Raw genomic sequence first — 24,700 nt, 5'->3', positions numbered from 1 at the left:
GCGAGGGCTTCGGGCGGCGGGAGATGCACTTCCCCCCAGGGGAGGTGACCGCCTTCGTCCGCGAGCAGATCGAGGCGTTGAAGGCGGTGGCGGCCCGCGAGGGGGTGCGGCTCGCGCACGTCAAACCCCACGGGATGCTCTACAACATGGCGGTGAAGGACGCGGAGCTGGCCCGCGCCATCGCCGTTGCCGCGAAGGGTTCCGGCCTCCCTCTGTACTTCGGGCTGGCGGGCGAGCACTCCGTCATGCTGCGCGAGGCGGAGGCCCTGGGTCTGGAGGCAGTGGGCGAGGCCTTCGCCGACCGGGGCTACGCGCCTGACGGCTCCCTGTGGCCGCGCGGTCAGGCGGGCGCCCTGCTCCCCCACAATCAGGCGGTGGCCCAGGGCGTCCGCCTCGCGCGGGAGGGCGTCGGCACGGCGGTGACGGGGGAGACGGTGCGCGTGCCCGCCCGGACCCTCTGCCTGCACGGGGACGGGGCCGAGGCGGCGGAACTCGCGCGGGGCCTGCGGGCGGCGTTGGTGGGGGCGGGGGTGCGGGTGGTGGCGCCGGGGGCTTAGCCCCTCACAGCCGCCGGGCGAGGTAGTCGGCCAGCAGGCGGTAGCTGCGGGTCCTCCCGGCGATGTCGCCCGCCCCGTGGCCCTCGTCGCCGAACTCCACGTACTCGAAGTCGCGGCCCTCCTCCCGGCCGTGGGCGAGCAGGGCGTCCCGGAAACCCCGGGCCTGGTTCACCGGGCAGCGGGGGTCGTTGACGCCGTGGATCATGAACATGTGGGCCTTCAGGTTCGCGGCGTGGGTGATCGGGCTGCGCTCGCGCCACAACCCGGCCTGCTCGACCGGGTCCCCCATCAGCGTGCGGAAGTAGTAACCGAGTTGCGGCATGTCGCGGCTGTTGTCCTCGAAGAGTCGGTGCAGGTCCGTGATCCCGACGATGGGCACGCTGACCTTGAACAGCCCCGGCTTTTTCACCGCCGCGAGGTAGGAGAGGTAGCCGCCGTAGCTGCCGCCGAAGACGCCGACGCGCCCTGGGTCCACGAAGTCGAGCGTCTTCAGGTACTCGGCCCCGGCGGCCACGTCCTCCAGGTCACGCCCGCCCCAGTCCCTCAGGTTGGCGTCGCGCCACTCCACCCCGTACCCGGTTGAGCCGCGCACGTTGGGGCACAGCACCACGTACCCCCGGTCGGCGAGGAACTGGAGCTGCGCGCTGAAGGCGCGGAAGAACTGCGCGGTGGGGCCGCCGTGTACGCAGACCAGCGCCGGGAAACGTTCGCCGGGGGTGGTCGACCGGGACCGGTAGAGGATGGCGGGAACGTGCAGGCCGCCTTCGGTGGGGTAGCGCACGTACTCGCCGGGCACGAAGTCCGCCGGGTCCACCTCGCCGTACTCGGCGGGCAGCAGGACCTCGGGGGTGTCGGTCTCCAGGTCGTACAGCAGCACCTCCGGGCGGGTGGTGGTCGTCGTGTGCTGGAAGAGCAGCCGCGTGCCGTCCAGCGCGAACTCCATGCCGTAGGCGAGACCGGGCGGCAGCCGCAGCTCGCGGGCCTGTCCGGTTTCCGTGTCGTACAGGACGGGCGTCAGGGTGCTCTCCACGTTGCGGATCACGCTCAGCCAGCGGCCATCGGGGGAGAACTCCCCGGCCTCCTCCTCGGTGACCCCGTCTGCGGGCGTGAGCCAGCGCACCTCGCCGCTCTCCAGGGTGAGGAGGCCCACCCGCCCGTGCCCGTCCGCGTCGCTGGTCACGGCCACCCGCCGCCCGTCGGGGTGCCAGCGGCCCACCCCGTCCCGGCTGCCCTCGCGCACCCGCAGGACCCGTCGTAGATCGCTCCCGTCCGCGTTCATCACGTGGCCGTCCAGGTTGCGCAGGTCGGCGCTCTCGTTGGTGTTGAGCGTCACCCGCGTGCCGTCGGGGCTCCAGGCCACCCCCTGGGTGGTGTTGGGCTGCCGGGTGAGGGCCGTCCAGGCGTCCTCGCCCTCCCGGGTCAGGTCGTAGACGTGCACGTTCATCTGCCCGCCGCGCGTGCTGTTCACGAGGAGTCGCCTGCCGTCCGGGTGGGCGTCCACCGCGTAGTCCATGCTCCCCGGGGAGTGCTGGAGGGGCCGCACCTCCCCGGGCGCCACCGTCACCTCGAAAAGGGCCTGCCGCTCGTCGCCGCCCTCGTCCCGGCTGAAGAGGATGCGTGTGTCGTCGTGGGACCACACGAAGCCCGCACGGATGCCCTTGGGCGCCTCCCCGTTCGTCACCTGGCGCCGCTCGCGGGTGCGGAGCTTCAGGACGTACAGCTCGAAGCGTCCGGTCCAATCGGCGTAAAAGGCCACCTCCTCGCCGCCGTGCGAGACACTCAGGGCCGCGACGGTGGGGAGGGCGGTCAGGGTCTCCAGCGGAATGCGCTCGGACATACGGCAGTGTAAGAGGTCGGGGGGCTGGGGGACGGCGCAGGTGCGCCACCCAGCCTCGTCCTCTACCTCGACCAGTTCGGCGCCGCCGGGGGAGGCGTGATCGCCGCGTACGTCTCCGTCGCGTAGCGGTCCGTCATCCCCGCGATGAAGTCGCACACGGCGCGCGGCAGGCCGTCCTCCTGTGCCCGGGCGCGGGCCTGGGGCGGCAGCATGGAGGGCCGGGCCAGGAACGCCCGGAAGAGGGTCGTCAGGACGCGGGTCGCCTGCTCGACCTGCATCTCCACCCGCCAGTGGCGGTACAGGTGCTCGCGCAGGAAGACGCCCGTCTCGCGCAGCAGGGCGTGCATGGCGTCCCCGTACGTGATCAGCCGCCCCCCGTTCGGCCCGGTGTGGGCGCGGGCGTCCTCGGCGCTCTCGATGCCGCTTGCTCGGATGGCGGCCTCACTCGCCCCCGTCAGGTCCGTGATCAGCCAGCCCAGCAACTCGCGGTGGAGGGTGCGGCGGTCGCGTTCGGTCAAGTTGGGAGAGGCGGTGGGCACCCGCGCGAGGAGTTCCCGCCAGAGGGGCAGTTCGGCGAGTTGCGCTGGTGTAATGAGGCCACTTCGCAGCCCGTCGTCGAGGTCGTGGGCGGTGTAGCCGAGGGCGTCGGCGGCGTCCACGAGTTGCGCTTCCAGGCTCGGCGGCCCCTGCCCCGCCCGGTCGTGCTTGTTCAGGCCGTCGAGGGTGTCCAGGGTCAGGTTCAGCCCCGGGAAGTCCGGGTAACGGTCCTCCAGCCGGGTCACGATGCGCCGCGCCTGGGTGTTGTGGTCGAAGCCCTCCCCGTGCTCCGCCATCAATGCGTGCAGCACCCGCTCCCCGGCGTGCCCGAAGGGGGGGTGTCCCAGGTCGTGCGCGAGGGCGATGGTCTCCGCCAGCGTCTCGTTGAGCCCGAGCGTCAGGGCCACCGAGCGGGCGACCTGCTGGACCTCCAGCGTGTGCGTCAGGCGGGTGCGGTAGTGGTCCCCCCGCGCGTTGAGGAACACCTGCGTCTTCGCCTCCAACCGCCGAAAGGCCGTCGTGTGCAGGATGCGGTCGCGGTCCTTCTGGAAGGCGGTGCGGGTGGCGCTCTCGGGCTCCGGGTACTCGCGTCCAAGGGACCGGGAACTCAGGGTGGCGTACGGCGCGAGCGTCCGGGCCTCGCGCTCCTCCAGGTCGGCGCGGGTGAGCATGGGGGGATTGTGGCAGATGGTGGGAGGTCGAGGGCGGATGGCGAAAGATTCTTTAGCCTTCCGCCTTCCGCATCCTCTAGATTGCCCCCATGAGCGACGCAGCCACGGGCGAGGGCACCCAGGTCATCTACGACGGCCACATCGTGCGGCTGGAGCTGCAAGGCGGCAAGTGGGAGATCGTGCGCCACGCCGACGCGGTGGCGATCCTGGCGCTGAACGACGCGGGCGAGATGCTGTTCGTCCGGCAGCGGCGGCGGGCGGTGGACGCGATGACCCTGGAGGCCCCCGCCGGGCTGATCGACGACGGCGAGAGCCCCGAGGAGGCCGCCCGCCGCGAGCTTCAGGAGGAGGTGGGCCTCGACGGCGACATGACCCTGCTGACCCGCTTCTACTCCAGCCCCGGCTTCTGCGACGAGGAGCTGTACGTCCTCCAGGCCCGCAACCTGCGCGAGAGCCGCCTGGACCCCGACGAGGACGAGGACCTGGAGACGGTGTGGATGCCTCCCCAGGCGGTCCTCGACGGCCTGCGGGACGGCACGTTCAAGGGGAGCGCCTCGACGGTCACGGCGGCCCTCTTCGCGGTGCAACTCCTGGCCCGGGGCGAGGGGTGAAGACCTACGTCTCGCCCTCCCAGCGCCCCGACACGGAGACGGTGGTCGCCGTGGGCTCCTTCGACGGGGTACATCTGGGCCACCAGGCGCTCATCGCCCAGCTCAAGGCCAGGGCGCGCGAGCACCGCGTCCCCAGCGTCGTCTACACCTTCGACCCCCCCACCCGCGTGCTCACCCAGGGGGTCGAGTTCCTGTCCACCCTTCCCGAAAAGCTCGACCTCCTGGCCCGCTACGGGGTGGACGAAACCGTCGCCGTGCCCTTCACCGCCGAGTTCGCCGCCCGGCCCAAGGAGGCCTTTCTGGACGACCTGCGGGCCCTGCATCCCCGCGCCATCGTGGTCGGCGAGGACTTCCACTTCGGGCGGGGGCGGGCGGGGGGTGTGGCGGACCTGCGCGAGGTGACGCGCGAGGTGGTGGCGCTGCCCATGCACCAGCTCGGCGGCGACGACATCAAGAGCACCCGCATCCGCGAACTCCTCAAGGCGGGGGACGTTGAGGGCGTGCAGCGCCTCCTCGGGCGCCACTACGACGCGCAGGGGGTGGTCGTGCAGGGGGACCGCTTGGGGCGCACCATCGGCTGGCCCACCGCCAACATCCGCGTCCCCGAGGGCAAGGCGCTCCCGCTGGGCGTCTTCGCGGTCGTGGCGATCACCGAGCGCGGGCCGCACCACCAGGAGCGGCATCACGGAATGGCGAACGTGGGTTTTCGTCCGACAGTCAACGGCACCGGGCGCCGCTTCGAGGTCCACCTCTTCGACTACGAGGGCGACCTGTACGGGGAGGAGCTGCAGGTCAAGTTCTTCACCCGGCTGCGCGGCGAGCAGAAGTTCGGCAGCCTCGACGAGCTGAGAGCCCAGATCGCGCGGGACGCGGAGGCCGCTCGGGCGGCGCTGCGGGACGTGCGGTGAGGGGAGGGCCGGGGAAGACGTGTTCTCCTCGTGGCGGCCCCCACGCAGGTCGGGGGATGACCTGATCCCTTCTCTCCCCCGAAAGGACGGGCGCGTATGGAAGCTCTCCCCGTAGTCTCGCCTGCCCGCCCGCTCCACCCCTCCCCCTGGTCCCTCCTCGGCATCGGGGCCGCGCCGCTCGTCATGGCCGTGTTGGGACTGACGCACCCCGCCGACCTGACCCTGGACACGGCCCGCCACTGGACGAGCCTGCACCTCGCGCTGATCCCGCTGTTTCCGCTGATCGGGGTGAACGTCTGGTGGCTGCTCGCAGGCGTTCCCGGGCCGCTGGCGTGGCTCGCGCGGGGCGGGGCCTTCGTCTACGCCGCCTACTACCCGGCGGTGGACCTGCTCGCGGGGGTCGGGACCGGGCGGCTGGTGGGCCTGGGGGTGGACGAGGACTCCGCCGTCGTCGCCGCGCTCTTTCGCCAGGAGAACGCCCTGGGGGACGTGGGGAACCTCGGGCTGCTGGCGGCCTGCGTGCTGACCCTCGCCGCCCTGTGGCCCGGCGTGGGAAGGCGGGTGGTGCCCGGAGGGGTGGCGCTGCTCCTCGGGGCGTGGCTCTTCACCCGGCACCACATCTACCCGCCGCTGGGCGTGACGGGGATGCTCCTCCTCGCCGCCGGGTTCGTGGCGCTCCTGTAGGCGCGGCGGCCGGGGGCGGGGCGGGTCAGGGCCGGGTAAAGTTCGTGATCCGCCACTCGCCCCAGCCGTCGGCCACGTTCGCCTGGCGGGTGCCGCTGTAGAAGCGGGTGGGGTGGCCGTCGCGCCCGTCGTATTCGACCTCGACGGCGGGGCAGGGCTGTTCCCGCTGGGCTTCGAGCGCCTGGGCGATGTTGGCGAAACGGTCCTCGACCGTCGCGCGGGCCTGGGGGCTCGGCTCGCCCGTCTCCCCGGGGGCGAGGGACACGGCCTGCGCCATCCCGCCTCGCACCGAGACGCGCACGGTGGGAAAGCGCAGCGGCGCCGACACCTGGGCGAAGTCGTGGCTGTAGTCGCGCACGCCCGCCGCCGTCCACCTCTCCCGGGCGGCGGCAAGGTCGCGTTCCAGCACCGCGAGGTCGGGCCGGACGTAGCCGGGCGCGCACTGTCCCACCTGGGCCGGGCCGCCGACGGGCACGGTGGTCTCCTCCGTGTTCCGGGCGCCGCCATTCTGCGCTTGAGGGGGCACGCACGCGCTGAGGCTGAGGGCGAGGAGGACGGGCGGCAGGGCCTTGAACATGGCCCCAGCCTACCCACGCGCGTGTGACGCACCGCTGACCGGGGTGAGAAGCGGGCGTACCCTGACCCCATGACCGACCTCGCCCCCGCCACCCTGACCCTCGACCTGGGCTATTCGTTTTGCCCCAACGACACCTTCATCTTCTACGCCCTGCACGCCGGGCGGGTCGCCTCACCCCTCCCCGTCCGCGAGCGGCTGGAGGACGTGCAGACGCTCAACGACTGGGCGGTCGCAGGCCGCCTTCCCATCACCAAGATCAGTTACCGCACCTCCTTCGAGGTGATGGACCGGTACGTCGCCCTGAGGTCGGGCGGGGCGCTGGGGAGGGGTGTGGGGCCGCTCGTCGTCGCGCGGGAGGAGATTGGGGACCTGAACGGCAGGCTGGTGGCCTCTCCCGGGGCCCTCACCACCGCCGAACTCCTGCTGCGCCTGGCCTACCCGGAGGTCCGCCTCACCCGGATGCGCTACGACGAGGTGATGCCCGCCGTGGCGCGCGGGGAGGTGGACGCGGGGCTGATCATCCACGAGTCGCGTTTCACGTACCCGGAGCATGGATTGGTGAAACTCCTCGACCTCGGCGTGTGGTGGGAGGGGGAGACGGGATTGCCCCTGCCCCTCGGCGCGATCCTGGTGCGGCGTGACCTTCCGGGGGAGGTCCAGCGCGGCCTGAACCGGGCGGTGCGGGGGAGCCTGGAGTACGCCCGCGCCCACCCGGCGGAGCCGATGGAGTACATCCGCCGTCACGCCCTGGAGATGAGCGACGACGTGATGCGGGCGCACATCGACCTGTACGTGAACGACTTTTCCCTGGACGTGGGAGAGGAGGGGGAGCGGGCCGTGCGCGAGCTGCACCGCCGGGCGGTGGAGGTGGGGGCGGTGAGGCCGTCCTCGCTGCCCCTCTTCGTGGAGGGGTGAGGGTGCTCTCCTAAAGAAAACCTTTCGGCACCGCCCTAAGCGACCGCAGCCGCGAGGCGCCCGGCCCCGCTCCCCCGTCCGCTAGACTGCCTGCCGAACCTGCCGGGCGCGGGGTGTGGGGGGAGCATGACTCAGGACAGCAAGGACGAGGGGGCGGCGTCCGCCTACGAGCGGGCGGGCGTGAGCATCGACGCGGGTGGGCAGGCGGTCGCCCTGATGCGGGAGGCGGTGGCCCGCACCCACGGCCCCGCCGTGCTGGGCGGCCTGGGGGGTTTTGGCGGCCTCTTCCGCCCCACCTTCACGGGGATGGCCGAGCCCGTGCTCGTGGCCTCGACCGACGGGGTGGGCACGAAGACGAAGGTCGCCGCCCGCACGGGACGTTTCGCGGGCCTGGGCGCGGACATCGTCAACCACTGCGTGAATGACATTCTCGTGCAGGGGGCGCGGCCCCTCTTCTTCCTCGACTACGTGGCGATGGGCAAACTCCGCCCGGGGGTCGCCGCCGAGATCGTCACGGGCGCGGCGGCGGCGTGCGAGGCGCTGGGCGTCGCCCTATTGGGGGGCGAGACCGCCGAGATGCCCGGCGTGTACGTGGAGGGAGAGCTGGACGTGGTGGGCACGGTCGTCGGGGTGGTGGACCGCGCCGCCCTCGTGGACGGCTCGGCCCTGCAACCCGGCGACGTGGTGATCGCCCTGCCGAGCACCGGACTGCACACCAATGGCTACAGCCTGGCGCGGATGGCGCTGGACGCGTTGGAGTGGGGCGAGTCCCGGGTGGACCTGGGAGGCGAGCGGCTCGAAGACCTTCTCACCGTGCCCCACCGCGCCTACCTGGGAGCCTTCGAGGCGTTGCGGCGGGCGGATGTGACGATTCACGGCATGGCGCATATCACCGGAGGCGGGCTGGTGGACAACCCGCCGCGCGTCTTCCCCGCCGGGGTGGGGATGCAGGTGCAGACCTCGTCGTGGACCGTGCCGCCCCTCTTCGGGCTGATCGTGCGGGAGGCCAACGTGTCCCGCGAGGAGGCCTTCCGGGCGCTGAACATGGGCGTGGGCTTCCTGCTCATGGTGCCTGCCGCCGAGGTCACCGCAGCCCTGACCGCCCTGCGCGCGGCGGGGGAGACGCCCTGGGTAATCGGTGAGATGGTGGAGGGCGCGGGGGTCACCTTCGCGGGGAACACCCCGGGCGAGGCCGTGAGCGGGGTCAGCCCTTGACGAGGCGCCGCGCCCCCTTCGGCTTCGTGCCGCCCGAGCGGGCGACGGCCACCGAGTTCTGGGTGGTCCGCCACGGCGAGAGCACCTGGAACGCCGACGGGCGCTACCAGGGGCAGACGGACGTGCCTCTCAGCCACATCGGGGTCCTCCAGGCCGCCAGCCTCGCCGAGCGCCTGACCGGGCAGAGTTTCGCCGCCGTGTACACCAGCGACCTCGCCCGCGCCTCGCAGACAGCCGAGATGGTCGCCGAGCGGCTGGCCGGGTCCCCCATCGTCCAGCCCGAGCCCGGCCTGCGCGAGATCGACGTTGGGGAGCTGAGCGGCCTGGTCGTGGCGGACATCGAGGCGCGGCACCCCGGCTACCTGGCCGCCCTGCGCGCCGACCCCTGGCGCACCCGCCGCCCCGGGGGCGAGAGCATGGAGGACCTCTTCACCCGCTGCGGCGCCGCCTTCGAGACCCTGCGGCTGCGGCACCCGGGGGGCCGGGTCCTCGTCTTCACCCACGGGGGAGTCGTGCGGGTCGCTGTCGGCCTCGCGCTGGGGGGCGTGCCCGCCCACGCCTGGGCCCGGCTCAGCGTCACGAACACCTCGATCACCCGCGTGCTGCTGGGTGAAAGCAGCGGCACCCTGCTGGGCTTCAACGACGACGCCCACCTGGAAAATCTGCTGGAGGCCACCGAGGCGGACGACGTGCTGGGGCAGGCGCCTTAAGGGACGGAAGACGCTAGCCTGGGGCGCAGATGAAACAAAAAGCCCTTCGTTTCGGGAGTGGACGGGCAGGTGGGATGACTTGACCGCCCCCGGCCCGCCCGTCCCCCTCCTCGACCGCTTCCGCGCCGGGGACCCCCGCGCCCTCGCCCGCGCGATCACCCTCGCCGAGAGCGGGATGGAGGGCGCCCGTCCCCTGCTGCGCGCCGCCCGTGAGCGGGCCGGGCGGGCGGTCGTCCTGGGCGTGACGGGCAGCCCGGGCAGCGGCAAGAGCACCCTGACGGACGGGCTGATCGCCCACCTGAGGGGTGAGGGCAGGCGGGTGGCTGTCCTCGCCGTGGACCCCAGCAGCCCCTATTCGGGGGGGGCGATCCTGGGCGACCGTATCCGGATGCTGCGCTGGCACGCGGACGAGGGCGTCTTCGTGCGCTCGCTCGCCAGCCGGGGGGCGCTCGGCGGCCTCTCGCCCCGCACCCTGCCCGTCCTCGCCCTGCTGGAGGGGGCGGGCTTCGACTGGGTGATCCTGGAGACGGTGGGGGTGGGCCAGTCGGAGGTGGACGTGGCCGCCGTGTGCGACCACACGCTGCTCGTCCTGACGCCCGCCGGGGGGGACGGGGTGCAGGCCTTCAAGGCGGGCATCATGGAGATCGCCGACGTGCTCGCCGTGAACAAGGCCGACCTCCCCGGCGCCGACCGCACCGTCCGCGAGTTGCGGGCCGCGCAGGGCCTCGGCGCGCACGACGCACATACGTGGTTCGCTCCCGTCCTCAAGACCGTCGCTTCGCAGGGGGAAGGGCTCGCGGAGGTTGTGGAGGCAGTTCTCGCCCACCGCGCCCACCTGGGGGAGGAGGGGCTGGGTGAGCGCCGCGAGCGCCGCGCCGAATTCGAGGTGCGGACCCTGGTGCAGGACCGGGTGCTCCGCCGGGCGCGCGAGCTGAGCGGGGACCTCTACGCGCGGGTGGCGCGGGGCGAACTCGACGCCGATGCTGCCGCCGATGAGTTGCTGTCGGGGGGGTAAGCTCAGCCTATGGGCGAACAAATCACGTTGGACGCCGACTTCCTGCGCCGGGCGCTGGGTCAGGAAGGCGATCTGATTCAACTGGGGATCACGCCGGGCTCGCTGACGCCCGACTTCCCCGTGAAGCTGCCGGACAGCGCAGGCTCCAGGGTGCTGGGCGGCGTGCGGTCGGTGGCGTTTCGCCGGACCCCCGGAGAGCCGACGGACGGACAGACCACCTGGCGCGTCTTTCTGGACTTGCCCGGCCTGCAACCCGACGTGATGGCCGCGCTCACCGCCCATCTGGAGAGGCAGGGGTGGCGGGCGGCGCAGCCCTGGCGGCAGGCGTTCGTGGAGGCGGAGGCGGGACAGTGGATGGGCGTCCACGCCGGGCAGGAGCGGACGGTCATGCTCCAGGCCCGGGGTGAGGGCGGGGTGACCCAGATCTCGCTGAACGTGCAGGACGTGGAGCCGGAACAGGTGCAGCATATGCTGGGGCAAAGCCCTCACTCGCACTTTCACCGGATGCACGACCTCCCCCTCCCCACCCTCACCGCGCCCCAGGGGTGGCGGGTGCAGATGCAGGGCGGGGGCGGCGGCGAGGCCGAGCGCAGCGAGCGGGTCATCCTGGTGCCACCCGAGGACGTGGCGGGGCAGCCTGATCTCCTCGCCCATTTCCGGCCACAACTGGAACGGCAGGAGTGGCGGGTGCTGCACGTGGCGGACGAGGGGGACGCCGCCTACCTGACCGCCCGCACGACGCAGGGAGTCGGCGTCCTCACCCTCGGCCCGAAGGCGGGAGCGTGGCAGGCGGTCTTGCTGCACTTCGCGCTGGGCCCGGGGGGGCAGGCCAGCGCCAGCTTCTACACCCTAAGCTCACGGGGATGAACGCCCGCATCCTCGCCCCCCTCCTCCTCGTCTTCTTGACCGTGCAGCGGCTCCTCGAACTGCGCGTGGCCCGCGCCAACGAACGTTGGGCGCGCGAGCACGGCGCCGTCGAGTACGGGCGGGAACATTACCCCCTCTTCTTCGTGCTGCACCCCGCCTGGATGATCGCCACCCTGCTCGAAGGGCGCCGTTCGGGGGCTCGGGTAAGCTGGCCCGCCCTCCTCCTCTTCGTGCTCGCCCAGCCGCTGCGGTACTGGGTCATCCGCACGCTGGGGAGGTTCTGGAACACGCGCATCCTGATCGTGCCCGGGGGGGAGCGGGTGCGGGGCGGCCCCTTCCGCTTCCTGCCCCACCCCAATTACGCGGTCGTCGCCCTGGAGCTGGCCTCGGCGCCCCTGGCGGTGGGGGCGTGGCGCACCGCCCTCGCCTTCACCGTGCTCAACGCCGCGCTCCTGCTTCTGGTTCGAATCCCCGCCGAGGAACGGGCGCTGCGGGCCTACACGGCGGGGGAGAACGGCTGAGCGCCGCCTAGCGGTGCCGCTCCCGCCAGCGCCGGGGGGCGCGGCGTTCGAAGACCAGACCGCGCGGGGTGTCGGCGAGTTGCAGGGCGGTGTACACCCGCACCCCCTGGAGTTCGAGGCGGCCCCGCGCCCCGGCGCTCGTGCGCTCGACCGCCGCCGCCACGGCCAGGACGCGCAGGCCGTGGCTCGTGGCGAGGGCCACCGCCTCCAACTCGGGTCCGCCGCCCTGAAGATGATCCGTCACGATCACGACCTCCCCGCTGGGGGGAATGGGGGGTAACCAACTGTCCACGTCGCCGGGGAGGGCCGCGTCGAGCAGCGCGACGCCGCGCGCCCGCGCCAGGCTGCCCGCCAGGTCGGCCCCGCCGGGCAGGCCGAGCACGGCGTCGAGTTCCGGCAGGGCCGCCGCGAAGACCTGCGCCAACTCCGCCCACTCCCCCGGCGACATCTGCGCGAGCCGGGCTCGCAGCCGCTCCTCGGACGGCAGGGTGGCGGTAATCATCTCCCGGAACGTGGCGACCATGAGGAGAAGCTTAACGTCTGGGCTCATTCACGGCGTTGACTCCCCGGGTGGGGCAAAGTTCACACTTCGGGGGCAGGCGGCGAGGCCCGGCCCGCCCCGCTGGACGCCCTACGCGGGCCGGGGGGTAGGGTAAGGTCCATGCGAGCCGCCGCCTCCCCCGCCGTCGTCCGCCACGCCACCGCCGTCGCCGTAGCCGTGACGGCGGGGCACTTCATCAACGACGCCTACGGGGCGATGCTCACCCCCCTGACCCCCGCCCTCCAGGGCCGCTTCGGCGTGTCCATCGCCGCCGTCACCCTGCTCTCCAGCGTGTACAGCCTCACGAGCAGCGTGCTCCAGCCCCTGCTCGGCATCGTCGGCGAGCGGTTCGACCGCCGTTACGCCGCCGCCCTCGGCCCCCTGGTGACGGGCCTGGGCCTCACGCTGATGGGCTTCGTGCCGTGGTTCGGGGCGCTCGTGCTGCTCGTCGCCGTCTCCGGGTTCGGCAGCGGCTTCTTCCACCCGGCGGGGGCGGCCTACGTCGCCCTGAACAGCCCACCCGAGAAGCGGGGGCTGTGGGCCAGTCTCTTCAGCGCCGGGGGCACGGCGGGCATGGCGCTGGGCCCGGTCTTCGCCGGAGTCGGCCTGACGAATCTCCCCTGGTTCGCCCTGATCGGCGCGGGGCTGGCGGCCCTCACCTTCGCGGTCACGCCGTCAGGTCGGGCCACCGGGCGCCGGGTCGGTCTGGCCGAGTACGCGCGCATCTTCCGGGGGCCGCTCGTGGCCCTCTGGGCGATGGCGGTGCTGCGGTCGCTCGCCAGCATGGGCTACAACGCCATGCTCCCCTTCATCCTGCTGGGTCGGGGCTTCGGGGCGCGGGAGGTCGGGATCACGCTGGCCGTGTACGCCGTCGCCAGCGCCCTCGGCGGGATCGTCGGCGGGCGGGCGAGCGACCGCTACGGGCGGGTGCCGGTGCTGCGGGCGGCCATCCTCACCACCATCCCCTTCTTCGCGTTGCTGATCCTGTCGAGCCCGGCCCACTGGTGGTTCTACCCGCTCACCTTTCTGGTCGGGGCGGCCGTGAATGCGAGCGTGCCGGTCGGCGTGGTCGCCGCGCAGGAGTACGCGCCGGGGCATGTCGCGGTGGCGAGCAGCGTCATGATGGGCTTCTCGTGGGGATTCGCGGGGCTGCTGATCTTCCTGGTCGGGGCGCTGGCGGACGTGACGAGCCCGACGACGGCCGCGTTGGTGAGCCTGACGTTGCTGCTGCCGAGTGCGGTGATTGCCTACCGCTTGCCGGAGCCTGGGCGGGGGCGGTTCGAGTAGGGGGTAGGGGGCAGGGGGAGCTTTCCGCTGCGCTCGGCAAGGACACACGGGCGGCGCGGGTGGACAGGTTCTTCTGAACACAATGTTTGATCTTGTCGCAACCCGTTTGTGGGCCCACCGTCTCGCTGCGCGAGCAAGGCGGGGTCGTGGGCCTGGGGCGTCCGCCTGCTTACACTCATAGAGCGTCCGGCTTGGCGTTCTGAAAAGCGCAAAGGCTCCCGCTCTTTTTGCCCCTCCCCCCTTGTGGGGGAGGCTGGGAGGGGGGTGAACGCGCAGGGCGTTCCAGAAAACCCACCCCTCAACACCCCTTGTGCTTTTTCCGGGAACGACGGAGAGGCAGGGTACGCCTTCCTCACCCCCGCCCCGCCCGCTGCCTCCGCACGAACTCCAGAAACTCCTCCTGCCCCAGCGTGTTCACCACCCGCTGGGGGGTCAGGCCCGCCTTGCGCGCGACGAGGACGCCGAAGCGGGTGTCCGTAAGGCCGCTCAGGACGTGAGCGTCGGTGTTGATGGCGAAGGTGAGGCGGTCCCGCCAGCGCAGCGCCACGCGCCAGTCGAGATCGAGGCGGTAGGCGTTGGCGTTGATCTCGACGACGGTGCCGTTCGCCTCGCACGCGGCGAGCACGGCGTCCAGGTCGAGGGCGTAGCCTGGGCGGCGCAGCTCCAGGCGGCCGGTAGGGTGACCCAGGATGGTGACGAGCGGATGTGAGGCGGCGTTGATCAGGCGTTCGGTCTGCCGCTCTCGGTCGAGGGTGAAGAGGCTGTGGACGCTGGCGACGACGTAGTCGAGCCCCGCCAACTCCTCGTCGGGATAGTCGAGCGAGCCGTCTTCGAGGATGTCTACCTCCGAGCCCGCGATGACGGGCAGACCCGCCCTCTGCAACTCGCGGACCTCGCGGATGTGAGCGCGCAATCTCTCGATGCTCATGCCGTTCGCATAGTGCGCGGCGCGCGAGTGGTCGCCCGTGCCCAGGAAGGCGTGACCGAGGTGCACCGCCTCTCCCACCATCTCGCGCACGGTGGCGGCCCCGTCCGACCAGACCGAGTGGGTGTGGAGCATCCCCCGCAAGTCGGCCTCGGTGACGAGTTCGCCGGGTGGGGGCAACGTTTCCCAGAGGCCGTCGTGTTCCGGCTCGCGGTACTCGGCGGGGCGCAGGGGGAGGCCCAGTTCGCGGGCCACGTCCTCCTCGGTGGGGGTGGGGAGGATCACCCCGTCCCGCTTCAGCCCCCGCCCGCTGAGGTCGAAGCCTCTCGCCCTCGCCTCCGCCCGCAGGCCCTCGCGGTACTCGGTGCTCCCGCCCATCATCAGGTCCAGGGCCCCACGAACCTCCGCCGGGCCGTACGCGATCTCCACGGGCACCCCGTCCACCCGGCCCGCGAGGAGTGGTTTGGGCTCCACCGGGGTAAGTCCTTCCACCACCCCGGCGAGGCGCGGGGCTATCTCCTCTGCCGTGCCCGTCACCGTCACCCGCGCCGCGCGCACCGTGTCGAGCCCGCGCCGCGCGTCCCCCGCCACCCGCGCGTCCAGGTCGGCCAACCCTCTCGCAAGGCCCAGCGACACGTCCAGGCCGGTGCTGAGATGCTGGCGTTCCTGGGCGGCGAGGGCGAACTCGACCGCCTCCAGAATGGTCGCCGCGCTCTTCGCGCCGAAGCCCTTCAGGCCCGCCACCCGCCCGTCCCGCGCCGCCTCGCGCAGGGTTTCGAGCGAGTCCACCCCCGCGTCCCACAGCAGCCTGATTTTCTTGGGACCCAGGCCGCGCACCCGAAATAAGCCTAGCACGCCGGGCGGCACCTGGCTGGCGGCGTCCTCCAGCGGTTCGAAGAGGCCGGTCTCGGCGTAGGTGACGAGTTCGGCGGCGATGCTGCGGCCCACTTTGGGCACCCCCGCGAAGCCCGACGCGACGAGTTCGGCGGGGTCCGTGTCGAGGGCTTCCAGGCTGCGCGCGGCCCCCCGGTAGGCGTTGGCGCGGAAGACCTCCTGGCCGAGCAGGTCGAGGAGGTCGGCGGTCGTCTTGAGGACCCCCGTAAGGTCCTTGCGGCTCAGGTCAGCCATGCCGCACCCGGCCCTGGTAGGTCACGATCCGGCCGCCCACGTCGTGCAGTTGCTTGATCGCCTCGGTGAAGTGGTAGCCGACCTCCTCCGGCCTGTGGGCGTCGCTACCCAGGACGAAAGGAATGCCGCGCTCGCCGGCGGCGCGGGTGAGGTCGGGGGCGGGGTAGGCCTCGCCGACGGGTTTGCGCCAGCCCGCCGTGTTGAAGTCGAGCGAGAGGCCGCGCTCGGCGATCACGTCGAGGGCGTGCAGGGCCGCGTAGCCGTCGGGGTCGCGGTGCCCGAACTTCTTGGGGAGGTCGAGGTGTCCGATGGCGTCGAAGAGCCCGCTGCGCGCCGCCCCCTCCACGAGCGCGTAGTAGTGGTGGTAGAGGGTGCCGAGGTCGCGCGCCCCGTACTCGTCCGCGTGCTCCGGGTTGTCGAAGCCCCAGGCGCCGATGTAGTGGACCGAGCCGATCACGTAGTCCCAGTCGTGGGTCTCCAGCAACTCCGCCACGTACCGCTCGGTGCCGGGGTGGAAGTCGGCCTCCAGGCCCAGCCGCACCTCCAGGCGCCCCAGGAACTCCGCCCGCGCCTCCAGCACGCTCTCCACGTACGTCCCGAGCTGGTCCCGCCGCATCCGCCACGGCGCGTCGTACCACGCGGGCATGGGGCTGTGGTCGGTGAAGCACACGCCCGCCAGGCCCGCGTTCAGGGCTGCCCGGGCGTACTCGCGCGGCGTGCCCGTCGCGTGCCCGCACAGCGGCGTGTGCATGTGGGAGTCGAAGAGGGGCGAGGTCATGGGAGACAGGGTACGGGATGGGGGAGAGTGGGGCGGGAGTCCGGCCTTCGTCGTCCCTTGCGCTCAGCCCGTCTCCCCGCCCGGCCACCCGGCGGGAAAATGGGTTCTCGGGAAGACGGCGCGGGCCGCCGAGAGAAACTCCGGCCACCTCTGGGCCCGGTATCGCCTGGAGAGGTGCAGCAGGCAGAGGTCGCCCACCCCCGCCGCCCTCGCCAGGGCCGCCACCTGCGCGGCCGTCGTGTGGTCGTTGCGCCGCGCGAGGTCCGTGTCTTCCGGGAGGTACTGCGCCTCGGCGTAGAGGGTTTCCACCCCCGTCAGGAGGGGCGCGAGCCGGGCCTGCTCGTCCGCGTCCAGCCGGAAGTCCGTCAGGTAGGCGAGGCTGTCCCCGCTTTCCCGCCGCAGCAGCCGGGCCCGCAGGTCGTCGGCGTCGTAGGCGGTTCCCCCAACGTCCAGCGTTCCGGTCGCCCCCGCCTTGAGCGCGGCGAGCCAGGGGCCACCCTTCAGGCCGAGTGCGGCGAGTTGTGAGGCGTCCACGCTCACCCGCTCGGGTTCCCGCACCACGTACCCCAGACAGACCCCCTGGTGCCGGAGGGGCACGGCCTCCACGCTCACCTCGGGGGTGGTGAACAGCGGACCGCCCACCGGGCGCGTGTCCTCCTCGTGCGCCACCTCGAACGCCTCGTGCAGTTCGAAGCGGAAGGACCGGACCTCCCGCCCGTCCACGTCGTGCACGTGCCAGGTGCCGCTGAGTTCAGGCGCGTGGTTCCACCAGTAGCCCCGGAAGCGGTGCGCCAGGATGCGCGCCGTGCCGGGCGGTCCCCAGACGTGGTTCTGGCGGCCCGGCCGGTCGAACACCGCGCGGAAGAGGTCGTCGAAGCCCGCGACGTGGTCCATGTGCAGGTGCGAGAAGAGGACATGATCCACCGCCCGAACCTCCGCGAGGGGCAGCGCGTCCAGCGTGCGCGCCCCGCAGTCGAGGAGCAGCCGCGTCTGCCCCTGCCCGGTGTCCGCCGTCACCCACAGGGCGTTGTCCTCCGCCGGAGAACCGAGTACCTGAGCCCTCAGCATGGGTCACAGGGTAGAGGACGTCCGGCCTCCTCCTCCGGCTGCATGTTTTCTCACGCTTTGCGTATACTCATCCCCTATGACGAAGGCCGCCTTCTCTCAAGAACGTGCACAGTCCGGGAGTGGTGGCCAAGCTGCGGTGAATAATCCTGCGCCCCTGACCGCCGAGACGCTGCCCGCCCCCGTCCTCGCCGGGCGCGACTTCCTGAGCAACCTCGACATGACGGCCGCCGAGTTGCGAACGGTCCTGGACACCGCCCACTCGATGCGGCGGGGCGAGTGGCGGAACGTGAAGCCCCTGGCGGGTTTGAGTCTCGCGCTCGTGTTCGAGAAGGCCAGTTTGCGCACCCGCACGACCTTCGACGTGGGGATGTACCAGCTCGGCGGGCACGCGATCACGCTGTCGAATACGGAGATCGGCCTGGGCACCCGCGAGCGCGTCTCTGACGTGGCGCGCAACCTGGAACGCTGGGTGGACGGCGTGATGGGCCGCGTCTACCTCCAGCAGACCCTCCACGAACTCGCCGACCACGCCTCGATTCCGGTGATCAACGGGCTCTCCGACATGCTCCACCCCGCGCAACTCCTCGCCGACTACCAGACCATAGAGGGAGAGTTCGGCCCCGACCTGAGGGGCAGGCGGGTCGTGTACATCGGGGACGGCAACAACCTCGCCAACAGCCACATCCACATGGGCATCCTGACGGGCACGGACGTGACGGTCGTGACCCCGGTCGGCTACGAGCCCAACGCAGGCGTGCTGATGGACGCGGTGCGGGCGGGCGTAGGGGTCACCCTCACGCACGACCTCGCGGCGGTCGAGGGGGCCGACGTTCTGTACACCGACGTGTGGATCAGCATGGGCCAGGAGGCGGAGGCCGACATCCGCCGCCGGGCCTTTCGGGGCTATCAGGTCACGCCGGAGATGCTGGAGACTACCGCTCCTCACGGCATCTTCCTCCACTGCCTGCCCGCCCACTACGGGGAGGAGACGGTGCCGGAGGCGACCGAGCATCCCAAGAGCCGGGTGTTCGACCAGGCCGAAAACCGCCTGCACGCGCAAAAGGCGCTGCTGTATCACCTGATGGGCGGGATGACGCCGAGGTGGTAGAACACGGGGATGACGGCGGCTGAGGAATGGCTCGACCTCGTGAACGAACGGGACGAGGTGGTGGGGCGGGTCACCCGTGGCGAGGCCTGGGCGCGGCGCCTGCCCGTGCGGGTGGTCAATGCCTTCGTCGTCGATTCGCGCGGTGAGCTGTGGATTCCGCGCCGCACCCTCCACAAACGAACGTTTCCCGGCTGCCTCGACATGAGTGTGGGCGGGCACGTGGAGTCCGGCGAGGGCTACGAGGCCGCCTTCCGCCGCGAGACGCGCGAGGAATTGAACCTCGACGTGGACACGGTGCCGTGGCGGGAGATCGCCGCCTTCTCGCCCCATCGGACGAATTTCAGCTCTTTCATGCACGTCTACGAGATTCGCGCGGACACGGCGCCCACCTACAACCCGGACGATTTCAGCGAGGCCGAGTGGCTCACGCCCGGACATCTGTTGCGGCGCATCGAGGGCGGCGACCGGGCCAAGGGGGACCTCGCCGAACTGGTACGACGCTGTTACGGAGAACACCTGCCATGACCAAGCCCACCATCTTCATCGACGGAGAAGCCGGAACCACCGGCCTGCAAATCCGCCAGCGCCTCGCCGGGCGCGGCGACGTGGAACTCCTGAGCATCGACCCCGCCCGGCGCAAGGACCCGGGGGCGCGGGCCGAACTCCTCAACACCGCCGACCTCTCCATCCTGTGCCTGCACGACGACGCGGCGCGCGAGGCCGTCGCGCTGACGACCAACCCCGCCGCGCGGCTCCTCGATGCGAGTACGGCGCACCGGGTCGCCGAGGGGTGGGTCTTCGGCTTTCCCGAGCTGAGCGCGGACCAGCCGGAGCGCATCCGCACCGCCCGCCGGGTGAGCAACCCCGGCTGCTACAGCACGGGGGCTATCGCTCTGCTCGCGCCCCTGACGGCGGCGGGGCTGGTGCCAAAGGAGCACCCGGTCGCCCTCCAGGGCTTCAGCGGGTATTCGGGTGGGGGCCGCGCGCTCGTGGACGCCCATGAGCAGGACCAGCCCCATCCCATGCGCGGCGCGTACCTCAGCTACGGCCTGAACCTCGATCACAAGCACCTGCCCGAGATCATGCGGTACGGCGGCCTGACCCGCACGCCCATCTTCACGCCGAACGTGGGCGCGTGGGCACAGGGGATGACCGTCACCGTCCCGCTCCACCTGGAGCCGCTGGGGGTCTCTGCCGTCCGGTTGCACGAGGCCCTGGCCGACCACTACGCGGGGGGACGGTACGTGCGAGTGGTGCCCCTGGCCGAGAATCCCACCATCCTCGATCCGCAGACGCTCAACGGCACGAACGACATGGAACTCTTCGTCTATCCCAGCGCGGACGGGGCGCAGGCCGTCCTCGCCGCCCGTCTCGACAACCTGGGCAAGGGGGCGAGCGGCGCGGCGGTGCAGAACCTGGGCGTGATGCTGGGGCTGGGCGAACCGGCTCCCCGGGTTCCGGCGTGAGGCTGTCCTCGACATGAGAATTAGCAAGGACACCCGCCTGTGCATGTCCCTGGCGGGCCGCCCCGGCAACTTCGGCACCCGCTTCCACAACGCCCTGTACGAGGAACTGGGGCTCGACTACCTCTACAAGGCGTTCACGACGAGCGACCTGCGCGGGGCCATCGGCGGCGTCCGGGCGCTGGGCATCCGGGGCTGCGCGGTCTCCATGCCCTTCAAGGAGGCGTGCATCGCCTATGTGGACGAACTCGACCCCTCCGCCGCCGTCATCGGCTCGGTGAACACCATCGTGAACGAGGACGGGTATCTGCGGGCCTACAACACCGATTACATCGCGGTGTCGAAGCTGCTCTCGGACGTGCCCACCGACTCCACCTTCAGCCTGCGGGGCAGCGGCGGTATGGCGAAGGCAGTGGCGTCCGCCCTCCGGGACGCAGGGTTTCTTTCGGGCACCATCCTCGCGCGGAACGAGGGGGCGGGGCGTGCGCTGGCGGAGGCGTGCGGCTACACCTGGCGCCCCGACCTCGACCCCGCCGGGGCTGACCTGCTCGTCAACGTCACCCCCATCGGCATGACGGGGGGGCCGGAGGCGGACGACCTCGCCTTCCCACCCGAAATCATCGAGCGGGCACAGACCGTCCTCGACGTGGTGGCCCTCCCGCCTGAGACGCCCCTGATCCGCCACGCCCGGACCCTCGGCAAAAGGGTCATCACCGGGGCCGAGGTCGCCGTCTTGCAGGCGCTGGAGCAGTTCGTCCTCTACACCGGGTTGCGCCCGACGGACGAGCAGGTGGCGCGGGCGGCGGCGCTGGCTCGTGGCTGAGGTGGGTTCTTTCTCCCTCTTCCCTTGCGGGACTTGCAAAGCTGCTTGCAGAGGGGGAAGGCAAGCGGCCCTACCACCAGGAAGATGCCTTCCCCTTTCTAGCCCTCTGTTTCATGCGAAGTCACCCGAATCTCTCCGTACACCCCCTCCTGCTCGGCGCTGAAGGACCCCTCCTTCACGCCCTCCAGCAGCGCGGCGAAGTAGGTTGTCCGCTCGCCCCAGTCCGCAGTAGGAACCCCCCGGAAGGTGAAGGTCCGCAGCCGGACCCCGAAGGCACGCAACGCCCCCAGCGCGTCCGCCAGCGTCAGCCGCTCGCGGGCGAGCAGTGGCACCTCGACCTGACGCACGGCGTTCTGCGCAGCCTTCACTAACTTGGCGAGGCTGCCCTGCGGGTTGCGCCTGCGCTCGCGGCGGGGCAGGTCGAGCGGCACGGCGCGGGCAGGAATCAGCCCCTCCCGTTCCCGGCGCCGGGCGGCCAGAAAACCCACCAGCGTATCCAGCTCCGCCAGCGCCTCCACCCCCTCGATCACGTCTTCCAAAGGGTCGTCGGAGAACTCGGGGTCAACTTCCTCCGGCCCGGGTTGCGGCAACAGGAGGCGGGCCTTGAGGGCGATCACGTTCGCCAGCGCGGGCAGCACCTCGGGGTGCGCCTCCGCGAAGGCCGTCCCGTCCCCTCCGGTCAGCGCCGCCACCCACGCCAGCACGTCCCGGGTGAGGGTGAGCAGCGGCACCTCCCCCAGCTCCACCCGCCCCGCCCGCAGGGCCCCCGCGAGGTCGGCCAGCGACCCCTCGAAGCCCGGCAGGCGAACGACGAAGCTCTTGGGGACGGGCGGGGGAGGAACGACCGTAGCCGTCAACGCCCCCCTCCCCCACATTCCACAATCCACCCCCCACGTTCCCTCAAAGCTTCAGGAACCCCACCCTCTCCCGCGCCTCCTCCATCACCGGCACGGCGATCTCGCGGGCCTCGCGCGCCCCGGTCGCCAGCGCGTCACGCACCCGGTCGGGGTCGGCCTGCAACTCGGCGGCCCGCTCCTGAACGGGGGTCAGCTCGCGCCTTATCCCTTCCATCAGCATCTTCTTGCAGTCCACGCAGCCGATTCCGGCGGTGCGGCAGCCCACGTACACCGTCTCGATGGTGGGCAGGTCCGAAAAGAGCTTGTGGTAGTCGCCGATCAGGCACTTGTCGGGGTCGCCGGGGTCGGTGCGGCGCACCCGGGCGGGGTCAGTGGGGGCCACCCGCAGTTTTTGCCAGATCGAGTCGAACCCCTCCAGAATGCCCAGGGTGTTGCCCTTGCTCTTGCTCATCTTGCCCTGGCCGTCCACCCCGGGAATCCGCAGGGCGTCCTTCGCCAGTACCGCCCTGGGCTCGGGGAAGGTCTCGCCGAAGGCGTGGTTGAACTTGCGGGCGATCTCGCGCGTCAGCTCGATGTGCTGCACCTGATCCTCGCCCACGGGCACGGTGTCCGCCTTGTACAGCAGGATGTCGGCGGCCTGGAGGACCGGGTACATCAGCAGACCCGCCGGGACGCTCTCCAGTTGCCCCGCCTTGTCCTTGTACTGGGTCATGCGCTCCAGCTCGCCGACCGGGGTGATCACCGTGAAGAGCCACGCGAGTTCGGTGTGCTCGGGCACGTGCGACTGGGCGAAGAAGATGACCTTCTGCGGGTCGAGGCCCACCGCCATGTTCGCCAGCGCCATCTCGAAGGTGCGTGCGGCGAGCCGCGCCGGATCGTAGGCCCCCGGATTGGTCGGCGCGTGGAGGTCCACGACGCAGTAGATGGAGTTCTTGCCGTACTCCTCGCCCAGCCGCACATAGTTCTTCATCGCCCCGAAGTAGTTCCCGATGTGCGGATCGCCCGTGGGCTGGATTCCTGAAAACACGCGCGGCATACGCGGGCGATTCTAGCGGTCCGGGCGGGGCCGCATCCTGCGCCGAATGACGGAGTGCGGGGCAAAGGAGAAGCGGCCCTCCGGTCTGGAAGGCCGCCGTGCGAGGGGTTGAAGGATCAGGGGTTGGAGCCGCTGCCGCTGGCGTTGCCGTTCGAGGTGCCGCCGTTCGCCGGGGTCCCGGTGGAGGAGCCGTTCCCGGTGTTTCCCTGGGCGGGCGCGTCCTCGCCACTTCCCGCGCCGGGCGTGGCCGGGGTCTGCGTGGCGGGGGCCTTCGGCGCCTGGGCCGCCACCCGCTTCTCCTGCGCGGCGAGCACCTGCTGGAGGTTGTTCACGGGCTTGAGCGTGGCGATCTCCTTGGCGAGGTATGCCTGCCCGGCCTCCTGGCGCTTCTGAGCGAGCACCTGATCCCGGATCTGGCCGCGCACCGCCGCGAGGGGCTGCACCGCCCCGGGCTTGAGGTCGGTCACGTAGGCGACGACGAAGCGGTTCCCGGCGGGCACGACCTCGCTGAGGCTGCCCTCGCCCACGTCACGGAGGTTCTTGGACGTGAAGATGGCCGCGTTCAGCTCCTGGCCGAGCGTTTCCCCGCCCGCCGTGACACTGCCGCGCTCGCTGACGGTGCCGCCCGCTCGTGCGGCGGCGGTGACGAAGCTGCCCTGGCCGTTCCAGCCCTGCCGGAAGGCGTTCGCCTTCTCTCGGTCGGCGAAGCTCGCCTCGGCCACGGTGGCGCTGCCGGGCGTCTCGAACTGCTGGCGGTTCTCCGCGTAGAACTTCTGGATGTCCGCGTCGGTGACCTTCACGTCCCGGCTGCCGTACGCCGCCAGGGCCGCCGCGAGTTCCTGGCGGGTCCCGGCCAGGGGCAACTTGCGGTCCTGCACGATCTTCCGGGCGCCGTACCCGTCGATGAGCGCCTGGACGACCTGCGGCTTGAGGATGCCGTTCACCAGCCCCGCCGCCTGGTCAGCGGGCACCTGCCCGAGGAGAGAAGCGAACTGCTGGTTTTGCACGACCTGCGCGACCACGTCCGAGTAGGGAATCTTCTGCCCGGCGACCTGGGCGACCGTGGGGTTCTGGGTCTTCCAGTTGGGGTCCACGGCCTCGATCTTCGCGTTCCGTTCGAGGTCGGTGATCCACCGCTCGACGACCGCGTTCTTCTTCTGCTCGGTCACGGCGGTCGTGGCGTCGGCCTTGGCCTCCTCGAAGGGCTTGACGGCGGGCGGCAGGAATTTCTCCACCTTCACGATGTAGAACTTGCCGCCGCTCTCGATCACGTCAGTGACCCCGCCCTGCCCCAGGGCGAAGGCCGCCGTGCCCACCTCGGCGGGGAGGGCCACCTGCGCGACCGGGCGGGGAGTGCCGTTCTCGACCGGGCCAAGGGCCCCGCCCCGGTCCTTGAACTCGGTGCTGTTCTGGCTCGCCAACTTGGCGAAGTCCGCCCCGGCCCTCACCTGCGCGAGGAGGCTCTGCGCCTTGGCCTTGTCGGCCACCACGATCTGACGGCCCACGACACGCGCGTCGCTCTGGAAGGCCTGGGGGTTGAGGTCGTAGTACGCCCGCGCCTCGGCGTCGGTGGCGGGGGCGGCGGTTTTCTGGAGTTCTTCCACCTTGCGCTGGATGGCGAGCTGGTCGCGCACCTGGGCGCGGTAGGTCGCGTCGGTGAGCCCGGCGCCCTGCAGGGCGTCCGTCCAGGCCTTGTTGTCGGTGAGGTTGTTCGCCTCGCGGACCTTCTGGACCTCGGCGTTCACATCGGCGCGGCTCACGTCGATGTCCCCCACGGCCTGCTGGAGGAGTTGCTGCCGCACGGCCTGCGCCACGATGAAGGTCTTGAAGTCGTCGGCGAGGACGCCGCCGTCCACGCTGCCCAGGACCGGGTTGCCCCGGCGGATCGCCTCGAGTTCCTCGGCGGTGACGGTTTGCCCGTTCACCTTCAGGGCGGGGGTGCCCTGCTGACGGTTGCCGAAGAGTGAGCCCACGTTGGGCGTGAACTGGTAGGCCATGCCGACCACCAGCAGGAGTGCGAGAACGCCCAGAAAGACGTTCACGACCTTTTTGTTCTTCACT

At 71.4% G+C, this 24,700-nt stretch carries 25 protein-coding genes (1 of these 25 running past the window's edge); 15 read left to right on the top strand and 10 right to left on the bottom strand.

From position 1 onward, the window contains the following. A protein-coding gene (locus DAETH_RS12730; RefSeq protein WP_264775255.1) for a 5-oxoprolinase subunit PxpA crosses the window boundary here: on the top strand, window positions 1–557 show its 3' portion. Its footprint begins 199 nt before the window's first position; the window shows 557 of its 756 coding nt (coding positions 200–756); its start codon lies off the left edge, out of view; it ends in the stop codon at window positions 555–557. Window positions 558–561: 4 nt separating this feature from the next. Here the strand turns inward: DAETH_RS12730 and DAETH_RS12725 are convergent, their stop codons facing one another. Beyond that, entirely contained in the window at window positions 562–2,394 is a 1,833-nt protein-coding gene (locus tag DAETH_RS12725) for a S9 family peptidase (protein ID WP_264775254.1), read from the bottom strand. Between the two features lie 62 nt (window positions 2,395–2,456). Next, window positions 2,457–3,602: a deoxyguanosinetriphosphate triphosphohydrolase gene (locus tag DAETH_RS12720; protein WP_264775253.1), complete on the bottom strand. Its 1,146-nt coding sequence runs from the start codon at window positions 3,600–3,602 to the stop codon at window positions 2,457–2,459. 89 nt (window positions 3,603–3,691) lie between these two features. Here DAETH_RS12720 and DAETH_RS12715 point away from each other — a divergent pair, with 89 nt between their 5' ends. The 3 genes from DAETH_RS12715 to DAETH_RS12705 all read left to right on the top strand — a co-directional run bounded on the left by DAETH_RS12715 (window position 3,692) and on the right by DAETH_RS12705 (window position 5,805). After that, window positions 3,692–4,213, top strand: coding sequence for an NUDIX domain-containing protein (locus DAETH_RS12715; protein WP_264775252.1), 522 nt, complete (start codon window positions 3,692–3,694; stop codon window positions 4,211–4,213). After that, window positions 4,210–5,121: a bifunctional riboflavin kinase/FAD synthetase gene (locus tag DAETH_RS12710; RefSeq protein ID WP_264775251.1), complete on the top strand. Its 912-nt coding sequence runs from the start codon at window positions 4,210–4,212 to the stop codon at window positions 5,119–5,121. The genes DAETH_RS12715 and DAETH_RS12710 overlap by 4 nt, the downstream gene beginning before the upstream one ends. Before the next feature lie 96 nt (window positions 5,122–5,217). Further along, window positions 5,218–5,805: a hypothetical protein gene (locus DAETH_RS12705; protein WP_264775250.1), complete on the top strand. Its 588-nt coding sequence runs from the start codon at window positions 5,218–5,220 to the stop codon at window positions 5,803–5,805. A gap of 25 nt (window positions 5,806–5,830) precedes the next feature. Here DAETH_RS12705 and DAETH_RS12700 read toward each other — a convergent pair whose 3' ends face one another. After that, on the bottom strand, window positions 5,831–6,382 hold the full coding sequence (locus tag DAETH_RS12700) for a DUF6174 domain-containing protein (protein WP_264775249.1): 552 nt from the start codon (window positions 6,380–6,382) through the stop codon (window positions 5,831–5,833). A gap of 69 nt (window positions 6,383–6,451) precedes the next feature. Here DAETH_RS12700 and DAETH_RS12695 point away from each other — a divergent pair, with 69 nt between their 5' ends. The 6 genes from DAETH_RS12695 (at window position 6,452) to DAETH_RS12670 (ending at window position 11,625) form a co-directional block, all read left to right on the top strand. Then, a complete protein-coding gene (locus DAETH_RS12695) occupies window positions 6,452–7,297 on the top strand; it encodes a 1,4-dihydroxy-6-naphthoate synthase (protein ID WP_264775248.1) in 846 nt (281 codons plus the stop codon). Window positions 7,298–7,423: 126 nt separating this feature from the next. Beyond that, window positions 7,424–8,512 carry a phosphoribosylformylglycinamidine cyclo-ligase gene (gene purM, locus DAETH_RS12690; protein WP_264775247.1) on the top strand — a complete coding sequence of 363 codons (1,089 nt, stop codon included), beginning with the start codon at window positions 7,424–7,426 and terminating at the stop codon, window positions 8,510–8,512. Next, complete coding sequence (locus DAETH_RS12685; protein WP_264775246.1) at window positions 8,509–9,222, top strand: histidine phosphatase family protein; 714 nt, start codon at window positions 8,509–8,511, stop codon at window positions 9,220–9,222. The genes purM and DAETH_RS12685 overlap by 4 nt, the downstream gene beginning before the upstream one ends. Window positions 9,223–9,301: 79 nt before the next feature. Next, window positions 9,302–10,237 (top strand): methylmalonyl Co-A mutase-associated GTPase MeaB, encoded by a 936-nt coding sequence (gene meaB, locus DAETH_RS12680; RefSeq protein ID WP_264775245.1) that lies wholly within the window; start codon window positions 9,302–9,304, stop codon window positions 10,235–10,237. Between the two features lie 9 nt (window positions 10,238–10,246). After that, window positions 10,247–11,104, top strand: a complete 858-nt coding sequence (locus tag DAETH_RS12675; RefSeq protein WP_264775244.1) for a hypothetical protein — start codon at window positions 10,247–10,249, stop codon at window positions 11,102–11,104. Beyond that, the gene (locus tag DAETH_RS12670; protein ID WP_264775243.1) at window positions 11,101–11,625 is read left to right on the top strand and encodes an isoprenylcysteine carboxyl methyltransferase family protein; all 525 of its coding nucleotides are present in this window, start codon (window positions 11,101–11,103) and stop codon (window positions 11,623–11,625) included. The genes DAETH_RS12675 and DAETH_RS12670 overlap by 4 nt, the downstream gene beginning before the upstream one ends. A 7-nt stretch (window positions 11,626–11,632) precedes the next feature. On the opposite strand, the gene DAETH_RS12665 is transcribed toward DAETH_RS12670, so the two are convergent. Then, window positions 11,633–12,148 carry a hypothetical protein gene (locus DAETH_RS12665; protein ID WP_264775242.1) on the bottom strand — a complete coding sequence of 172 codons (516 nt, stop codon included), beginning with the start codon at window positions 12,146–12,148 and terminating at the stop codon, window positions 11,633–11,635. 138 nt (window positions 12,149–12,286) lie between these two features. Between DAETH_RS12665 and DAETH_RS12660 the strand changes: the two genes are divergently transcribed. Further along, window positions 12,287–13,453, top strand: coding sequence for an MFS transporter (locus DAETH_RS12660; RefSeq protein WP_264775241.1), 1,167 nt, complete (start codon window positions 12,287–12,289; stop codon window positions 13,451–13,453). A gap of 352 nt (window positions 13,454–13,805) precedes the next feature. Here the strand turns inward: DAETH_RS12660 and DAETH_RS12655 are convergent, their stop codons facing one another. The 3 genes from DAETH_RS12655 to DAETH_RS12645 form a co-directional block, all read right to left on the bottom strand. After that, entirely contained in the window at window positions 13,806–15,506 is a 1,701-nt protein-coding gene (locus tag DAETH_RS12655; protein ID WP_264775240.1) for a DNA polymerase/3'-5' exonuclease PolX, read from the bottom strand. Beyond that, complete coding sequence (locus DAETH_RS12650) at window positions 15,499–16,284, bottom strand: histidinol-phosphatase HisJ family protein (RefSeq protein WP_264775239.1); 786 nt, start codon at window positions 16,282–16,284, stop codon at window positions 15,499–15,501. The genes DAETH_RS12655 and DAETH_RS12650 overlap by 8 nt, the downstream gene beginning before the upstream one ends. A gap of 63 nt (window positions 16,285–16,347) precedes the next feature. Further along, entirely contained in the window at window positions 16,348–17,352 is a 1,005-nt protein-coding gene (locus tag DAETH_RS12645; protein WP_264775238.1) for an MBL fold metallo-hydrolase, read from the bottom strand. Between the two features lie 76 nt (window positions 17,353–17,428). On the opposite strand from DAETH_RS12645, the gene argF reads away from it, so the two are divergent. Genes argF through DAETH_RS12625 form a run of 4 tightly spaced genes read left to right on the top strand, consistent with a single transcriptional unit; the run spans window position 17,429 to window position 20,746 of the window. Next, window positions 17,429–18,460 (top strand): ornithine carbamoyltransferase, encoded by a 1,032-nt coding sequence (gene argF, locus DAETH_RS12640; protein WP_264775237.1) that lies wholly within the window; start codon window positions 17,429–17,431, stop codon window positions 18,458–18,460. A 9-nt stretch (window positions 18,461–18,469) separates the two neighbouring features. Next, on the top strand, window positions 18,470–18,985 hold the full coding sequence (locus tag DAETH_RS12635) for an NUDIX hydrolase (protein ID WP_264775236.1): 516 nt from the start codon (window positions 18,470–18,472) through the stop codon (window positions 18,983–18,985). Beyond that, entirely contained in the window at window positions 18,982–19,926 is a 945-nt protein-coding gene (argC, locus tag DAETH_RS12630) for an N-acetyl-gamma-glutamyl-phosphate reductase (RefSeq protein WP_264775235.1), read from the top strand. The genes DAETH_RS12635 and argC overlap by 4 nt, the downstream gene beginning before the upstream one ends. A 13-nt stretch (window positions 19,927–19,939) precedes the next feature. Then, complete coding sequence (locus tag DAETH_RS12625; protein WP_264775234.1) at window positions 19,940–20,746, top strand: shikimate 5-dehydrogenase; 807 nt, start codon at window positions 19,940–19,942, stop codon at window positions 20,744–20,746. Window positions 20,747–20,844: 98 nt separating this feature from the next. Here DAETH_RS12625 and DAETH_RS12620 read toward each other — a convergent pair whose 3' ends face one another. The 3 genes from DAETH_RS12620 to DAETH_RS12610 all read right to left on the bottom strand — a co-directional run bounded on the left by DAETH_RS12620 (window position 20,845) and on the right by DAETH_RS12610 (window position 24,699). Continuing rightward, window positions 20,845–21,603, bottom strand: a complete 759-nt coding sequence (locus tag DAETH_RS12620) for a segregation and condensation protein A (protein WP_264775233.1) — start codon at window positions 21,601–21,603, stop codon at window positions 20,845–20,847. Between the two features lie 43 nt (window positions 21,604–21,646). Then, window positions 21,647–22,639, bottom strand: coding sequence for a tryptophan--tRNA ligase (gene trpS / locus DAETH_RS12615; protein ID WP_264775232.1), 993 nt, complete (start codon window positions 22,637–22,639; stop codon window positions 21,647–21,649). A 116-nt stretch (window positions 22,640–22,755) separates the two neighbouring features. Next, entirely contained in the window at window positions 22,756–24,699 is a 1,944-nt protein-coding gene (locus DAETH_RS12610; protein ID WP_264775231.1) for a peptidylprolyl isomerase, read from the bottom strand. Window position 24,700: the final 1 nt, after the last annotated feature.

Source organism: Deinococcus aetherius, assembly GCF_025997855.1.
In the GTDB taxonomy this organism is placed as follows: Bacteria; Deinococcota; Deinococci; order Deinococcales; family Deinococcaceae; genus Deinococcus; species Deinococcus aetherius.
This window is presented reverse-complemented; position numbering and strand designations above follow the sequence as displayed.

What these genes read in the sequence shown, in the direction of transcription:
- DAETH_RS12725 (WP_264775254.1), bottom strand. Translation starts at nt 2,394, where the DNA reads ATGTCCGAGCGCATTCCGCTGGAGACCCTGACCGCCCTCCCCACCGTC.
- DAETH_RS12720 (WP_264775253.1), bottom strand. Translation starts at nt 3,602, where the DNA reads ATGCTCACCCGCGCCGACCTGGAGGAGCGCGAGGCCCGGACGCTCGCG.
- DAETH_RS12715 (WP_264775252.1), top strand. Translation starts at nt 3,692, where the DNA reads ATGAGCGACGCAGCCACGGGCGAGGGCACCCAGGTCATCTACGACGGC.
- DAETH_RS12705 (WP_264775250.1), top strand. Translation starts at nt 5,218, where the DNA reads ATGGAAGCTCTCCCCGTAGTCTCGCCTGCCCGCCCGCTCCACCCCTCC.
- DAETH_RS12700 (WP_264775249.1), bottom strand. Translation starts at nt 6,382, where the DNA reads ATGTTCAAGGCCCTGCCGCCCGTCCTCCTCGCCCTCAGCCTCAGCGCG.
- DAETH_RS12695 (WP_264775248.1), top strand. Translation starts at nt 6,452, where the DNA reads ATGACCGACCTCGCCCCCGCCACCCTGACCCTCGACCTGGGCTATTCG.
- purM (WP_264775247.1), top strand. Translation starts at nt 7,424, where the DNA reads ATGACTCAGGACAGCAAGGACGAGGGGGCGGCGTCCGCCTACGAGCGG.
- DAETH_RS12675 (WP_264775244.1), top strand. Translation starts at nt 10,247, where the DNA reads ATGGGCGAACAAATCACGTTGGACGCCGACTTCCTGCGCCGGGCGCTG.
- DAETH_RS12670 (WP_264775243.1), top strand. Translation starts at nt 11,101, where the DNA reads ATGAACGCCCGCATCCTCGCCCCCCTCCTCCTCGTCTTCTTGACCGTG.
- DAETH_RS12665 (WP_264775242.1), bottom strand. Translation starts at nt 12,148, where the DNA reads ATGGTCGCCACGTTCCGGGAGATGATTACCGCCACCCTGCCGTCCGAG.
- DAETH_RS12660 (WP_264775241.1), top strand. Translation starts at nt 12,287, where the DNA reads ATGCGAGCCGCCGCCTCCCCCGCCGTCGTCCGCCACGCCACCGCCGTC.
- DAETH_RS12655 (WP_264775240.1), bottom strand. Translation starts at nt 15,506, where the DNA reads ATGGCTGACCTGAGCCGCAAGGACCTTACGGGGGTCCTCAAGACGACC.
- DAETH_RS12650 (WP_264775239.1), bottom strand. Translation starts at nt 16,284, where the DNA reads ATGACCTCGCCCCTCTTCGACTCCCACATGCACACGCCGCTGTGCGGG.
- DAETH_RS12645 (WP_264775238.1), bottom strand. Translation starts at nt 17,352, where the DNA reads ATGCTGAGGGCTCAGGTACTCGGTTCTCCGGCGGAGGACAACGCCCTG.
- argF (WP_264775237.1), top strand. Translation starts at nt 17,429, where the DNA reads ATGACGAAGGCCGCCTTCTCTCAAGAACGTGCACAGTCCGGGAGTGGT.
- DAETH_RS12635 (WP_264775236.1), top strand. Translation starts at nt 18,470, where the DNA reads ATGACGGCGGCTGAGGAATGGCTCGACCTCGTGAACGAACGGGACGAG.
- argC (WP_264775235.1), top strand. Translation starts at nt 18,982, where the DNA reads ATGACCAAGCCCACCATCTTCATCGACGGAGAAGCCGGAACCACCGGC.
- DAETH_RS12625 (WP_264775234.1), top strand. Translation starts at nt 19,940, where the DNA reads ATGAGAATTAGCAAGGACACCCGCCTGTGCATGTCCCTGGCGGGCCGC.
- trpS (WP_264775232.1), bottom strand. Translation starts at nt 22,639, where the DNA reads ATGCCGCGCGTGTTTTCAGGAATCCAGCCCACGGGCGATCCGCACATC.